Below are 14,809 nucleotides of genomic sequence, written 5' to 3' on the forward strand. Positions count from 1 at the left end.
ATGGTGCTCACAGCAACTAAACTGAAGTGGGAATTGTCTTTCGTATCGTTAAGAATGTTTAATGCTCTTCTCGCAAGGAAAAGAACGAAATGCATGGAACAAATCGGGTCGATCCATCCTGCAAAGCCCGGTCGCAACTGGTAAGGAATTTTAGGTCGGCGGCGGCAAGACCGGCCAACTCCGTTAGGTGATCCGGCAATGCCTCGAATTCAAACAGCCTTTGCATCTTACCGTTCGACGATCATGTGTGCGACGAGTTCAGCCGTGTTGCGCACATTCATTTTGCGCATGATCGACGCGCGGTGCACTTCAACCGTTCGCGGGGAGATACCGATAAGTTGACCGATCTGCTTGGACGTCATGCCATTGGCCAGATGCCGGGCAACGATACGTTCCTTGGGTGTCAGCAAGGAAGCGCTGTTGCGGCCCTCTTCCAGTTTCTCGAAAGTCCAGACCATGAGCTTGAACGGCTCCTGCGGCGTCATCGTACGCCCGCGCGCTCGCATCCAGATAATTTCGCCGCTGCTGTGCTGCATGAAGCGCTCATCCTCGTAGCGGGGACCGGACTCCAGCCATCGCTCCCACCGCTCGCCGGTCTTTTCATAATCGACATTCGACGGATAGAGGAGGCGGATGGATTGCCCCTCCAGTTCGATGCGGCTACGGCCGAACAACTGCTCAATCTCACGATTGACCCGCAGAATGCGACGGTTCGAAAGAACCATGATCCCGATCGGAGCTTCAATGAAGCCGGTTAAACAAAGATGATCATCCGATAGTTCATCCATTTCCGCCCGCCTCCCGTAGCTGCGCGTAACCCGTCAGCGGCCCAATCTACGTAAAAATTACGTAGATATCTACGTATTTCTACTCATGTTCATATTCGTTCTTTCCGGCAACTATTGAAGCGGAGGAAGCGGTCCCTTGCGGGGTCGCACGGAGTGGAGGCAGTTCTCCCGGTTCAGAAATGTAACGGCCTGAGCGGCGGGTCGCATGGTTCCCATGCGCGAGCAGCTTCCACGTCTGAATTCGAGCGTCTTGATCGGAGAACCTGATGAACGGGTCCAATATATATTGTATCGGCAGCGGTCACACCAAATTCGGCCGGTTGTCTGCCAATCTCGAAGAACTGATCGTCGAGGCCGCACGCGAAGCCATCGCTGAATCCGATATCGATCCCGGCGATATAGACGCCATTTTCCTCGGTCACTTCAACTCGGGTCTGGTTGGGGACGGCTTCGCTTCCTCGCTGGTCCATCAGGCGTTTGCCGAGTTCCGCTTCAAGCCTGCTGCGCGTTCGGAAAATGCCTGTGCTTCGGGAGCCGCGGCCATGTATGCCGGGATCAATGCATTGCGCTCCGGCAAGGCGCGCAACGTGCTGGTGGTCGGTGCGGAAAAGATGACTCATCGTACTACCGCCGATGTGACCACCGCGCTTGCCGGTGCCGGTTATCAGAACGATCCGGCTGAAGCCGCGCTCAGTTTTCCGCAGGTCTTCGCGGTAGCGGCCGAACAATATGGGCAGCGCTATTCGAACCCGCTTGATGCGATGGCCCGCATAGCCGCCAAGAACCATGCCAATGCAATGAAGAACCCGCTGGCGCAGATGCACAAGCCGATGAGCTATGATCATTGCGCCAATGTCAGCGAAACAAACCCGCTGATTGCGCCGCCGCTGCGCCTGACGGATTGCTCGCTGGTGACGGACGGAGCCGCAGCTATCGTTTTGAGCAGTGAAGCGGGTGCTGCATCATCTGCGAAAAGGCGCGTGCGTCTCGCCGGCACCAGCCATGTTTCAGACTTTCTGCCGATGAGCAGGCGCGATTTCATCGCGTTCGAGGGACCGGCGCTGGCGATTGCGACGGCCTATGAAGAAGCGGGGATCAGCGTCGACGATCTCGACTTCGCCGAGGTGCATGACTGCTTTACCATAGCCGAACTGCTGATTTACGAGGCGATGGGGCTTGCCGTGCCGGGAAGGGGAAGCGCGCCTATCGAAGACGGAACGGTCACGGCCGAGGGGAGGCTTCCGGTCAACCTTTCCGGCGGGCTCAAGGCCAAAGGCCACCCGGTCGGCGCAACCGGCGTTTCCATGGCCGTCATGTCCTATCGCCAACTGACCGGCCGGGCCGGCGATATCCAGCTGAACGGTGCCGAGTGGGGACTGGCGTTCAACATGGGCGGTGCCGCCGTCGCCAATTATGCAACCATCCTGCACGCAGACCGCGCCTAGGGTCAGGACCTGTTAATTTGATGAAAATGGCACCTGAAATGACAAGAGCTGCAAGGAAAGACGCGAAAAACGGGGTGGTTCCCCCGGTTGAGCGGCTTGACGCCGCAGATCACCAGTCATTTCGGTGTCCGAAGGATGTGGTCCATCCGCCCGGCTACATGCACGTAAAGTCTCGAAAATGCACCACATTTCCTTCGCCTTTTCTCCTCGTATCCAGACGGATGGCCTCACACCATTTCCACCAAATGAATAGATCCTGACCCTAGAGACCGCACAATGAATATTGCGAACTGGTTGTATCAGTCAGCCCTGAACTGGCCCGGGAAACCCGCCATCCTTCTCGGCGTCGAAGAGGTTCATAATTATGGCTCGCTGTTGCGCGCCATATGCCGCCGCGCCCGGCATCTGGCCGCACACCATAAGGTAGCGCGCGGCGACCGCGTGGCCATTTTCGCTAAAAACGGCCCCGAATATATCGAGATCATGCACGCCTGCTGGTGGCTTGGGGCGGTGGCCGTGCCGGTCAATTTCAAACTGCATCCGCGCGAGGTCGAATGGATTCTGGAGAACTCCCGCGCCGCCCTCGTCTATACCGATAACGGACACACCTTCGAGGGGCGTGCCGGGATTGCAGAAGCCGCTATTGGCGAAGACTGTCCGAACGGGGGTGAAATCACGCTGCCAACTCCAGTCGATGAGGCTGATCTTGCTTGGCTGTTCTACACTTCCGGCACCACAGGGCGCCCCAAGGGGGTCATGCTGAGCCATGGAAATCTGCGCGAGATGGCACTTTGCTACGCCATGGACGTGGTGCCGCCGCGTGGTGACGACACCATGCTTTACGCCGCGCCTATTTCGCATGGCGCGGGGCTCTACATGTTTGCGGTCTTGCGCGCCGCTGGCGCCCATCTCGTTCCCGTGTCGCGCGGCTTCGATCCGCGTGAGATCATCGATCTGGCGCGGACGCGGGGAAACCTCGTCTTCTTTGCGGCTCCCACCATGGTCAAGCGGCTGATCGCCGCCGCCGGAGCGCTTGGATATAAGGGCGAGGGCATTCGTTCGGTCATCTATGGCGGAGGCCCGATGTATGCGAACGATATCGATGAGGCGGTCTCGTTGTTCGGACCACGCTTCGTTCAGATCTACGGGCAGGGCGAAAGTCCGATGACCATCACCGCGCTCTCCCGGGAACTGGTCGCAGACGAAACGCATCCCGCCTGGCGCTCGCGTCGCGCATCGGTCGGTGTCGCGCAGGCAAGCGTCGAGGTGCAGATCAGGGACGAGGACGACAAAGTCTGCCCCATCGGCTTCACAGGAGAAATCGTCGTGCGCGGACCGAGCGTCATGCAGGGTTACTGGGAGGACCCGGAAGCCAGCGCCAGAACGCTCGCTGGCGGGTGGCTGCGCACCGGTGATCTGGGTCATCTGGACGAGGACGGCTTTCTCTATCTCACCGACCGGTCGAAGGACGTCATTATTTCTGGCGGCACCAATATTTATCCGCGCGAAGTGGAGGAGGTACTGCTTCAGCACCCCGCAATTTTCGAGGTGGCAGTCATCGGCGTTCCTGATCCCGAATGGGGCGAAAATGTCACAGCTCATGTGGTTCTGGAGCTTGGGCAGGCGGCGACAGTGGACGAACTGGACAATTGGTGTCGCCAGCATATGGCTGCGTTCAAACGGCCCAAGCATTACGTCTTTGCCGGTGACTTACCCAAAAACAGCTATGGCAAAATTCTAAAAACCGAACTGCGCAAACTGGAGCTGGAAAACTAGATCCGGGCGACCGGGGCGCACAAAAAACTTATCGAGGAGGAGGAACAAGACATGAAAAGACGTGATTTTCTCAAGGCTTCGGGCACTCTTGCCGGTCTCGGGCTGATCGGTTCACTACCAAATCTGGCGGTAGCCAAGGGGTCGATGAAGTTCGACAGCTATGTCACCGAAAGCGCTGGTCCGTCGTGGATCGACCGCTGGTTCCTCGAAGAACTCGAAAAGCGCAGCAACGGAGAAATTTCTGTCCGCCGGTTCTGGGCAGGCAGCCTCAACAAGGTTGGCGAGCATCTGGCCGCCGTACGGGACGGCACGTCGGAGATCACGTTGATCTCGCCCGGCTATTATCAGGCCGAGCTGCCGGTAACGCGCGGCCTCGAATGGTATTTCCGCATGGATCGCGCCGATGCGCTGCAGCTTGTCTGCCGCGATGTCTATGACCAGTTCGAACCGCTTCGGCAGGAATGGGAACAGCGCAATCGCTCGAAGGTGCTTTACTGGACCAACTGGAACTATGCGCCCTTGGTGATGCGGCAGCCGATTACCTCGATCGAGGATATCAAGGGCAAGAAGATCCGAGGTTACGGCATTGCGACCGACGTGATCGAACGCCTGGGCGGTGTCGCCGTCCCGATGGCTGCGGGGGAAGTTTATCAGGCGCTTGAGCGCGGCGTGCTCGACGGGGTCTATGGCTTCGATTTCGTAACCGCCATCGCCTACAAGCTGCATGAGATCGCGCCCAATTTCTACGATATTGGAGATGGTCCGCATGGTCCGGCGGCAACGGTGATGAACATCGATGTCTGGCAGGGGCTACCCGATGAACACAAGCAGATCTGCACCGATCTCGCCAATGAGCTCTACGCCGGAAAGTTCCTGGAAATCTACGAGAAAGTGCTTGAGGACTATACCGCCAAGGCCATTGCGGAAGGTGTGAAACTGAGCACGCTCAGCGATGAGGAAAAGGCGAAGGCCCGAAGCATTGTGCAGCCGGCCGAGGTTGAAGCCTGGACGGAGACGGTCGCCAAGCCAGCCGGAATCGACGGCGCGCAAATGCAGCGTCTCATCGACACGGCGATTGAAAAACATGCCGGGTCGGGCAGGATGAAGCGCCCCGAAGAAATCGCCACGGCGAAGTGATCGTGCAATGGTCGGGTTCAATCGCATTCTGAACCGCATCGCCGGTGTCATGGGCTGGATCGCATTCCTGTTTCTGGCTTTCATGATGCTGGCGATCACCATCGATGTCGTCGCCCGCGCCTGGATGGGCCGCGCCGTTCCGGGCCTGTTCGAGATGTCGGAACTGTCGATGGTCATGGTGGTGTTCATGGGGCTGGGGCTGACGCTGATCGATGACGCCCATATTCGGGTTACCATGCTGACGGACAGGCTGCCGCGTCGCTGGTCGCGACTGGCCACCGGGCTGGCATGGCTGTGCGCGGCGCTGACATTTGCCATGCTGGCGTGGCCGTCCTCGATGGAGGCGGCCTATTCCTTTGCGATCCGGGAGTTTCGCTGGGGAGCTTTCCAGATGCCGATCTGGTGGGCGAAAATTGCCGTTGCCGCCGGTCTTTGGTTCGCCGCACTGCAGGCGCTGGTTCATGCACTGCTCGTCACCACGGGTGCGCAGCAGGAACAGCGGCACACGAACATCATCGCGCACTGACAACGCACTCACAACGCAAGGCGGCGCGGAAGAATTCGCGCCGGTCGTTCCAAAGGTCCACCCGCGAGGTTCTCATGGACATCACTTTCATCACGATGATTGCACTTGCGCTGATTTTTGTCTTTCTGGCGCTTGGCACGCCGGTCTTTGCGGCGCTCGCCCTGTCGGGAGCCTTTGGCATCATCATGGTCGAGGACTTTGCCTTCCTCATGAACCGTCTGAAGACCTTCTCCTTCAGCAACACCGCAAACTACGCGATGACCGTCATCCCCCTGTTTATCCTGATGGGTTCGTTCGCCCATCATGCCCAGGTGGGCAAGAGGCTGTTTGCCGTTGCCAACAAATGGGTCGGGCATCTGCCGGGTGGTCTCGCCATGGCCGGAATCCTGACATCCGCCGGTTTCGCAGCCACCTCCGGCTCGTCGGTGGCGACGGCTGCGACCGTGGGCGCCGTGGCCATCCCCGAGATGAAGAAGGCTGGCTACGATCCGCGGCTGGCCGCAGGTTCGGTCGCGGCGGGTGGTGTGCTTGGCGTGCTGATCCCGCCGTCTGTCCTCCTCATCTTCTATGCCGCGCTGACCGAGGTCTCGGCCGGCAAGATGCTGATCGCCGGTTTCGTGCCAGGCATCCTGACGACCGTCGTGTTCATGATCGGCGTCGGCCTGTGGGGCCGTTCCGTCCAGAACCGTGCGGCGCGCGCGCCAAAGGCCACCTGGGGTGAGCGTATGCGCGTGACACTGACGGCCTGGCAGATCGTTGTACTGTTCGCGGTGGTCATCGGGGGCATCTATCTCGGTCTCGTAACGCCGACGGAAGCGGGTGCGATCGGCGCATTCGCCGCCTTGCTGATGCTTTTGTGCAGTCGCGAGGGGCGCGGCAATATCCGCATCGGGCTGCTGGAGAGCTTCCGCTCGACGACCACGACCACGGTGATGATCCTGTTCACCATGATCGGCGCAGGCATTTTCAGCTATTTTCTGACCCTGATCCAGATTCCGCAGATTCTGGCGCAGGCGATTACCGAAAGCGGCATTCCTCCGCATCTGGTGGTGGCGGTTCTGCTTCTGCTCTATATTCCGATGGGCATGTTCCTCGATGCCTTTTCGATGATGGTCATCACTCTTCCAATCGTGTTTCCGACCGTGACCGGTCTCGGCTTTGATCCGATTTGGTTCGGCATCCTCTGTGTGAAAATGTGCGAAATCGGATTGATTACGCCGCCTGTCGGCCTGAACTGTTTCGTGATCGCGGGGATCGACCGGCAGACACCGCTGTCGGACGTGTTTCGCGGATCGATGCGCTTCGTGATGATGGAACTGTTCACCGTAGCGCTGATCTTCCTGTTCCCGGCGATCGTCACCTGGCTTCCGGATTCGATGATGGGAAAGTGATATGGTGAGCGCAACGGACAGGCGGGAATCGCCGTAGACAGATCAGGTTGCGCTGACGCTCTCATCGGCACCTATTCTGCCGTCGACGAGGTGGATGCGCCGATCCATGCGTGAAGCCATATCGAGATCGTGGGTAACGGCAACGATGGTCTTTCCGCGCTCACGCACAAGGGTTTGCAGGTTGCAGAACACCTGCTCCGAGCTTTTGCTGTCGAGGCTTCCCGTCGGCTCGTCGGCGAGGATGAGCGGAGGATCGTTGGCTAATGCTCGCGCAACGGCCACGCGCTGCCGCTGTCCGCCGGAAAGCTGGTCGGGCAATCTGTCGAGATATTCACCAAGACCCAGTGAGCCGAGCAGGTCGGCGGCGCGATCACGTATCTGCCTGCGACTGATCCTGCCCAGTCTGCGCATGGGGATTTCGACATTCTCGCGCGCGGTGAACTCAGGCAGAAGGAAATGAAACTGGAAGACGAATCCGATCATGGACAGGCGGGTTTCGGCGCGCTCCTCCTCGTTCATCGGTTCCGCATCCCGACCGCCGATAAGCAGGGTTCCCGACGAGGGCCGGTCGAGCAGGCCGAGCAGATAGAGCAGGGACGACTTGCCCGACCCGGACGGGCCGGTGATGGCGACGAATTCCCTCTCGCCGATGGTCAGGGAGATATCCTTTACCAGCGTCACCGGCACGGTTTCGTGCAGGACACGCGTAAGGCCGTTCGTTTCGATCAGGGCGCTCACGTTGCCCCCCTGATGATGTCTACGGGGTTGACGCGTGCTGCCCGGCGGGCCGGAAGATAACCTGCCACTGCCGCCGAGCCCAATGCGAAACCGGAGGCGATGAGATAGTGCAACATGCTCCAGGCGATGGGCAGATGTGTCATCTCCTGGCCTGTGGCGGCGATTTCGAAGCGGATCAGCGAGAGGGCGTATACCAGGGCAAATCCGACGATCCAGCCGGCGGCCGACCCGGCGGTCCCGATTGCGACGCCTTCGAGAAGAAAAAGCCGGCGCATGTCGGCTTCCGCGAAGCCCAGCGATTTCATGATGGCTATGTCGCGAGCCTTCTCATGCGTGATGGTCGAGATGATGTTGAAAATGCCGAAGCCCGCCACCAGCATGATGGCGGCGACGACCGTGTACATGATGACATTGCGCACGACGAGCGCCTGGAGGATCGATTCATTGGCGTCCTGCCAGGCCACGGCCTTGTAACCGAGTTCGGCCTCCACCCGGCGTGCCACGGCTGGTGCGCCATTCGGATCGTCCAGCTTGATGTTGATCTGGTTGATTGCGTTCGGCCGCACGGAAAGGATCTGCGCATTCTTCAAAAGGACATAGGCCTCGCCTTCGTCGCGCGCCGTGGTGCCGGTGTGAAACAGGCCGGCGATCTTGAAGTCGCGCGATAATCCTTCCGACGATACCGCGGTGATCGTGTCGCCGGGACCGGCGCCGAGCCGACCCGCCATCGTGTCCCCGATCACGACATTGTTGCCGCTCGCCGCCAGTGTGGCGAAACTTCCCGCCCGGAAATCGTCCACGATCGGCGAGACACCGGGTTCTGCCTTCGGGTCGATGCCGATTACAGCCGCGCCGACCTCGCGGCCGGAATAGCGAATGACACCTTGTAGCTTGAGGCTGGCCGCAAACCTGCCGGGAATCCAGCCCTCCAGCCACGTCAGGGCAGCGGTCGGATTAATGATGCCGCGGCGGTCGTCGCGCGGCCTCAACCCGGAAATGGCGACGGCATCGAAGGCGTCTTCCGCGGGCTGGCGCCGGGCCGCGCGCCGATCGTCGGTCACCTGGACATGCGGCATGGTATCGACGAGCTGCCGCACGAAATCGTCCTGGCCGCCCTGCATCAGCGCTGCCATGGCAATCGAAAAGCCAACCCCGACCGCCACGCCGATCACTGCCACGAGCGTCTGTCGTCCGCGTCCGGCAATATGGGTAAAGGCGATTTCCAGGATGAGGCGCATGACGGACCTTACGACTCCCGGTCCCGAGAGATTGTTATGCGTGCACCATCGGGAAGACCGGTCGGATAGGGCGAGATGATCCGCGCCGCCTCATCCACACCGGACAGGACCTCGACTGCGGCCGTGCCCCGGATGCCGACCCTGATCTCGCGCTGCCGGGCGTTTCCGTTCTCGGCGACGACCACCTTTGCGCCGTCGACCGCAACGGACGGCACGAGCAGGGCGGAGCGTGACACCCGTATGACGATGTTAACGTCGGCCGACATGCCGATCATGAGCGGAGTTTCGTCCGGGAGTCGCAGCCGGACCCTGTAGGTTTTCGTCACGGGATCGCCCTTAGGCGTTATGCTGTCGACCACCGCATCGAGATTGCGGCCAGGAAAGGCATCGGATTTCAGAAGCGCTTTCTGGCCGACGGCAACGCGGGGTATATCCTCCTCGTTGACGTCAGCGATGACGATCAGCGGCTTCGGTTCGCCGACCCAGAACAGGACGCTGCCGAGTTGGGCTATCTCGCCGACTTCTCCGTCGCGCCGCAGCACGACACCCGCGCTGGGAGCACGCAAAACATAGCTGTCGAGCTTTGCCTCCCGTCCCGCCACCATGGCCTCCAGCTGGTCGACATTGCTGCGCGCGGCATCGACACTCTGCTGTGAGTTGATGTTTTTCGTGAACAGGGCGGATTGGCGTCGAAGTTCGTCACGGGCAAGCGCCAGACGCACCTTGAGTTCGACGAGCACGGCCCGGACTTCGCTGTCGTCAAGGCGGGCCAGCACCGTGCCCTGGGCGACCCTCTCACCCTCGCAATTGCATTGCTCCACGATCCGCTCGTGCACCACCGGGGCGACCTTGGCCCAGGTGCGGGGTTCGACCACGCCGCTGGCATAGACGACCTCGGCGGCGTCACCACCCGAGGGAGTAACCACAGACACAGGAACAGGACGCCAGATATACCAGCCAGCGGCGGCGCCGATCATTCCGATTGCCGCGATGCAGGCGATAACGCGCGTGAGACGCATAGGCATCTCCTTCAAGATCGGTGCAGCCATAACAACAAACCGTCCGTCGGTCTATATAAAAGCCATAAAGGTTCATGCCGAAGCGGGCAGGCCCGCTTCCCTTCTCTTCTCATATCTAATCGGAATGGCCCTCCCACCGTTTCACCAGATTGACAGGCCCTGATGGGGCCGCCTCACTTGATCTGGTTCACGAGCACGTGCGGTACGCATGGTGGGGGAGCTTGGGGTCGAACATCCGTTGCGATGGGCAGTGGCAAGCGGGTAGACGAGTATCTTATGAAAAACTCGACAGTGAAGGGAACTCAGCCTGACCGAAGTTTATGAGCCGGAGACGCCGCCTTTCAGGCGGCGTCTCCGGCGATAGTTTCGCGAAGCCTAGCGGGACACCGCAAGCGCCATTCTTCCCTGCCGACGCAGATGAATGATTTGCACGGCAAGCCCAGCGACCAGCATGACAACGAGACTACCAAGCGCACCGAGCAATATCGGCGAACCGGGTTCGCTTACGATGGGATTACCGTCCGGAACGCGGGTCAGGGTTTCATTCACGGAGGGAACCATCAGCAGGAATACAGTCAAGGTCAGAAAAATCGTTTCGCAATATGCAGAGGCCCGCCCCAGTCCCGGCACATAAGCGATACCATAGCCAGCCAGGAGAAGCGCCAAGGTTGCGACAGCTATAATATTGCCTTCCGGTTGCTTGGCGACGAGGAATACCGTGAGGCCTCCAATCAGCATACTTGTGAAATAGATCGCACCGGCTGCCGAGCGCGGCACGATCCGTCCGTGACGGGCAAGCATATAGATGGCCAACGGTATCGCCGGCAGGCTGCCGAGCGTGTGCAACCAGCCGAGTGGGGAGATTCCAAACATCATCTTCTTCCTTTATTCTGATCAGATCGACGTCGACATGCTTGCATTTTCAGTCCGCCCGCCGCGATCGCGGGCGTTTGGCAAGGAACCTGTATGGTCATTATCCGCTTCATACAGATTATCGCGATATTTATTATCGCAATAATAGTTATCTAAACGAAGCTGCCGCGTCCGTCCAGATTTTTATTTGTCGCGATAACGAATTCTTGATAGAAAGCGCCATGACCGATAACCTTCCCCTTGAAGATCAGCTGTGTTTCTCGCTCTATGCGACGTCCATGGCGATCAACCGCGTCTACAAGCCCCTTCTCGACAAGCTCGGGATCACTTATCCGCAATATCTGGTTCTGAGCGTATTGTGGGAGGAAGACGGACGCAGCATAGGCGCCATTGCGAACCGGCTCGATCTGGAACCCAGCACCATAACTCCCCTGGTCAAACGGCTGGAAGCCGCCGCGCTGGTCATCCGAACGCGGGCGCGCGAAGACGAACGAAGCGTTCGGGTTTCGCTGACTGAGCGCGGCAACGCACTCAGTGAAGAAAGCCGTTGTCTCGGAGAAACGCTGTTCGCCCGGTCCGGAATGGAGGCAAAGGAGTTGATCGCGCTTAACCGCGAGGTCAGACGCCTGCGCGAGGCCCTGTCGAGAAAGCCGGAACCAACGCCGTAAGGCCCTCCTGACATTGGCAAAAAGGTCCTGGATTGCATCAATCCAAGTGGTCACTGCGGCATTCAGATCGTCCGTCGTCTTGGCGAAGATTTGAGCTGCGTCACAGTCAAAGCCGAGCGTCCCATCAATGGACACAACAGCACTGACCATATCCGGTCTTTTTGCAGCGAGGCGGGCGGCTATCTGCCCGCCCATCGAGTGTCCGACAAGGACAAACTTCTGGTTGGGATATCCCGGTCGAGATCAGCGCCTCGCTGTCTGCAACGTAATCCGTCGGCGTGTAGGCGCTGAACGGCATGACCTCGGACTGCCATGCCCGCGCGGATCAGGCGCGCCGCTTTGCTCGTTCATGGAAAATCGATCCGATAAAGTCGAGGCTCGTGCGGGCGGCGAGAAGCGCCGTGATCCCTGAAGGATCGTAGGGCGGAGAAACTTCGACGAAGTCGACGCCGACAACGTCGAAACGCCTGGCGACCTCCCGAAGCAGATCCTTGGCTTCGTAATAGGTAAAGCCACCGTGACTGATAGTGGCCGTGCCGGGCGCAATCGAGGGGTCGAAGCTGTCGATATCGATCGAGACATAGACCCGCTCACCGTCAGGGATATGTGCAAGCGAGGCGACGGCGCCCTGTGCCCGAAATTTGCGAAGCGGGACGATATTCGTCCCATAGGCTTTTGCCGCTTCGTAATCCCTCCTGCTGACGGAAGCCATGTTATGCGGGCCAAGCGTGGTTATGCCCTTCACATGGGCCATCTCTGAAGCCCGGCGCATAGGGCTTCCATGACCCCAGGTGATGCCGTTGCGTTCATCGATGAAGTCGAAATGAGCATCGAGATGAACAATGTGGATCGGCTTCTCGCTGGAATAGGCGGCAATGGTTGCCATGGTGATCGCATGGTCGCCGCCGAGGATGTAGGGCATCGTCTTGGCATCGAGCAGCGCGCGAACCGCTAACTCGGCATTGGCCAGGCTGCGTTTGGTGTCGGCATAGATGACGTCGCTGTCGCCCGCATCAACGATCCGGACTTCGTCAGCCGTCAGATAGGTAACCTCGTCTTCGAAGTCGAACACGCCTTCCGTCCCGAAGCCATGGAACATGGAAACTTCGCGGATGGAGCGAGGCCCAAAGCGGGTGCCGACACGGTAGCTGGAGGCCGTATCTATCGGCACGCCGAGGATGGCAACATCCGCTCCGTCAAGCTTGTCCCAATCCTGGCAGGCCGGTTGGCCCGCGAAGGTGGCAAGACCGACAAAGGGAAGGTTCATTCTTTCGGGCATGTTGCGGCTGGTCGTATCGATTGTCATAAGACATATCCTTTTCAAATTGCCGGCTGAACAGGCTCTGTCGGCCGTGCGAAGGCCGTGCGGTCAGCAGATTTCGTCGGTGATACCTTCGGCGGCGTAGGCGCGCCTTACAGACGGAAGGGCGATGACCTTATCGAGCAATCTTGAGATGTTGGGGCGTGTCCGTGGCGGTTTCGTCATCGGTCGGGCCCAACGGCACAGCATGACCAGATAGAAATCTGCCGCACTCAGTTTGTCGCCCATGATCAGCGGGCCGTTGGCTTTGAGATGATCTTCGATAACATCGAGAAAATTGCTGGCGCGTGTTTCAGCGCCCCGTCTGATGACCTCGATTGCCTCAAGGTCAGCGCCTCCGATGCGTTCCGGATACTGCCAGACCATGAGTTCTTCCTGTAGCGAATTCGTCAGGAAGAACAGCCACTGGTAAAATTTCGCCCGCTCGTCGGTACCGAATTTGGGTGCAAGCCCAGCTTCAGGGTGCCTGTCGAGCAGATAAAGAACGATGGCAGCGGCTTCGTTAATAATTAACCCGTCATCCTCAAGCGTAGGAATGCGGCCATTCGGATTGATTTTCAGATATTCCGAAGACTTTTGTGCATTTACTTCGCGGTCAACAAGAACAAGGTTATGCTCAACGCCTATTTCTTCGAGAACCATATGCGGAGCTGCATTTGCATTTCCGGGGTAATAGTGGAGTTTATACACTTTATATTTCCTTCTGGCGGTTTCGGCAAAAGGATTATAATTTGACACTATATTGGCCACAATCGCGTATCTCCGTCGATCTTGGCCAAAAGCACGGCGAATCTGGCCGCACGCAATGAAATGAGGTTGAGCAAGCGATGCCGACACCCCAACGCAAAACGGTTGCCCTGATCGTTCCTCCAAACGCGCAATCACTGGATGTTTCAGGACCGCTCGACGTCTTCCTCGAAGCAAACAGGCAGGCACCGGATCGGGTAGCCTATGATATCCGGCTCGTTTCTACCGCACCGGACAGGACCGTGAAGGCGGGAGGAATGACGCTTGTTGCCGATGCTTCAATCGCAACAAAAATTGAGCAGATCGATACGCTGCTCGTCGCAGGCACGCCCGAATATCATCAGGCCGATGCAGCAACCGGGCTGCATGACTGGTTGCGGCATCATGCGCCGCAGGCTCGCCGCTACGGCTCGGTCTGCACCGGCGCTTTCTTTCTTGGCGCCGCCGGACTGCTCGACAACCGCACCGTGACGACGCATTGGCAACATGCAGGCGAACTTGCCAACCGTTTTCCAGCTGCCCGTGTTATTCCCGATATGATTTATGTCGAAGATGGGCCCCTCTACACATCGGCCGGTGTAACGGCGGGCATAGACCTCGCGTTGAAACTGATCGAGGACGATCATGGACGAGAACTTGCATTGACGGTAGCACGCCGTCTGGTGGTCTTTTTGAAAAGACCGGGCGGGCAGTCTCAATTCAGTGCCCATCTTGCGGCTCAAATTGCCACGGAAGGGCGCATACAGGCAATACAGCACTGGATTCTCGACCATCTGTCGATGGATCTGACAATTGCCAGCCTCGCAGCGCGTGCTGCGATGAGCGTGCGGAATTTTACACGCGTCTTTCAGGAGGATGCCGGTGTCACCCCCGGCGATTTTGTCGAGATGGCTCGCGTTGACGCGGCCCGAAGACTACTCGAGGATACCGAAATCCCCTTGCAACGCGTCGCGTCGCAAAGCGGTTTCAGCAATCCGGACACGATGCGCAGGGCTTTTCTTCGTCGCATCGGCACGGGGCCGAGCGAATATCGGGAGCGATTTCAACGCTGACGAATAATGTTGCAATGCCCATTTGAGCGCGAAATTGATCAGGCGATCGACATCACGAACCTCATCTTGGTTGCAGATTAATGACCCAAC

The 14,809-nt window shown here is 58.9% G+C and carries 14 protein-coding genes and 1 pseudogene; 7 read left to right on the top strand and 8 right to left on the bottom strand.

Annotation, left to right across the window (positions count from 1 at the left end; translation table 11 throughout):
* Positions 1–227: 227 nt before the first annotated feature.
* The gene (locus FHS76_RS17520; RefSeq protein ID WP_183655757.1) at positions 228–788 is read right to left on the bottom strand and encodes a LuxR family transcriptional regulator; all 561 of its coding nucleotides are present in this window, start codon (positions 786–788) and stop codon (positions 228–230) included.
* Positions 789–1,054: 266 nt separating this feature from the next.
* Here FHS76_RS17520 and FHS76_RS17525 point away from each other — a divergent pair, with 266 nt between their 5' ends.
* The 5 genes from FHS76_RS17525 (at position 1,055) to FHS76_RS17545 (ending at position 7,063) form a co-directional block, all read left to right on the top strand.
* Positions 1,055–2,233, top strand: a complete 1,179-nt coding sequence (locus FHS76_RS17525) for a thiolase domain-containing protein (protein ID WP_183655760.1) — start codon at positions 1,055–1,057, stop codon at positions 2,231–2,233.
* A gap of 276 nt (positions 2,234–2,509) precedes the next feature.
* A complete protein-coding gene (locus tag FHS76_RS17530; RefSeq protein WP_183655763.1) occupies positions 2,510–4,009 on the top strand; it encodes a class I adenylate-forming enzyme family protein in 1,500 nt (499 codons plus the stop codon).
* Between the two features lie 51 nt (positions 4,010–4,060).
* Complete coding sequence (gene dctP, locus FHS76_RS17535) at positions 4,061–5,146, top strand: TRAP transporter substrate-binding protein DctP (RefSeq protein ID WP_183655766.1); 1,086 nt, start codon at positions 4,061–4,063, stop codon at positions 5,144–5,146.
* A gap of 7 nt (positions 5,147–5,153) precedes the next feature.
* Complete coding sequence (locus FHS76_RS17540) at positions 5,154–5,672, top strand: TRAP transporter small permease subunit (protein WP_183655769.1); 519 nt, start codon at positions 5,154–5,156, stop codon at positions 5,670–5,672.
* Positions 5,673–5,746: 74 nt separating this feature from the next.
* Positions 5,747–7,063, top strand: a complete 1,317-nt coding sequence (locus FHS76_RS17545) for a TRAP transporter large permease (RefSeq protein WP_183655772.1) — start codon at positions 5,747–5,749, stop codon at positions 7,061–7,063.
* 42 nt (positions 7,064–7,105) lie between these two features.
* Here the strand turns inward: FHS76_RS17545 and FHS76_RS17550 are convergent, their stop codons facing one another.
* The 4 genes from FHS76_RS17550 to FHS76_RS17565 all read right to left on the bottom strand — a co-directional run bounded on the left by FHS76_RS17550 (position 7,106) and on the right by FHS76_RS17565 (position 10,931).
* Positions 7,106–7,801, bottom strand: coding sequence for an ABC transporter ATP-binding protein (locus tag FHS76_RS17550; protein ID WP_183655775.1), 696 nt, complete (start codon positions 7,799–7,801; stop codon positions 7,106–7,108).
* The gene (locus FHS76_RS17555) at positions 7,798–9,039 is read right to left on the bottom strand and encodes an ABC transporter permease (RefSeq protein ID WP_183655778.1); all 1,242 of its coding nucleotides are present in this window, start codon (positions 9,037–9,039) and stop codon (positions 7,798–7,800) included. Before FHS76_RS17555 ends, FHS76_RS17550 begins: the two co-directional genes overlap by 4 nt.
* Before the next feature lie 8 nt (positions 9,040–9,047).
* On the bottom strand, positions 9,048–10,058 hold the full coding sequence (locus FHS76_RS17560; RefSeq protein WP_183655781.1) for an efflux RND transporter periplasmic adaptor subunit: 1,011 nt from the start codon (positions 10,056–10,058) through the stop codon (positions 9,048–9,050).
* 375 nt (positions 10,059–10,433) lie between these two features.
* Complete coding sequence (locus FHS76_RS17565) at positions 10,434–10,931, bottom strand: hypothetical protein (protein WP_183655784.1); 498 nt, start codon at positions 10,929–10,931, stop codon at positions 10,434–10,436.
* A gap of 221 nt (positions 10,932–11,152) precedes the next feature.
* Between FHS76_RS17565 and FHS76_RS17570 the strand changes: the two genes are divergently transcribed.
* Positions 11,153–11,599, top strand: coding sequence for a MarR family winged helix-turn-helix transcriptional regulator (locus tag FHS76_RS17570; RefSeq protein WP_183655787.1), 447 nt, complete (start codon positions 11,153–11,155; stop codon positions 11,597–11,599).
* A 21-nt stretch (positions 11,600–11,620) separates the two neighbouring features.
* Here FHS76_RS17570 and FHS76_RS22920 read toward each other — a convergent pair.
* From FHS76_RS22920 to FHS76_RS17585, 3 genes and pseudogenes are all read right to left on the bottom strand, one after another.
* Positions 11,621–11,818, bottom strand: a pseudogene (locus FHS76_RS22920) (alpha/beta fold hydrolase); the annotation flags it as partial.
* Positions 11,819–11,924: 106 nt separating this feature from the next.
* Positions 11,925–12,905: an agmatinase gene (locus tag FHS76_RS17580; RefSeq protein ID WP_183655790.1), complete on the bottom strand. Its 981-nt coding sequence runs from the start codon at positions 12,903–12,905 to the stop codon at positions 11,925–11,927.
* 63 nt (positions 12,906–12,968) lie between these two features.
* The gene (locus FHS76_RS17585) at positions 12,969–13,670 is read right to left on the bottom strand and encodes a glutathione S-transferase family protein (RefSeq protein ID WP_328700518.1); all 702 of its coding nucleotides are present in this window, start codon (positions 13,668–13,670) and stop codon (positions 12,969–12,971) included.
* A gap of 77 nt (positions 13,671–13,747) precedes the next feature.
* On the opposite strand from FHS76_RS17585, the gene FHS76_RS17590 reads away from it, so the two are divergent.
* Entirely contained in the window at positions 13,748–14,719 is a 972-nt protein-coding gene (locus tag FHS76_RS17590; RefSeq protein WP_183655793.1) for a GlxA family transcriptional regulator, read from the top strand.
* Positions 14,720–14,809: the final 90 nt, after the last annotated feature.

It is taken from the genome of Brucella daejeonensis (genome assembly GCF_014199265.1).
Lineage (GTDB): Bacteria > Pseudomonadota > Alphaproteobacteria > Rhizobiales > Rhizobiaceae > Brucella > Brucella daejeonensis.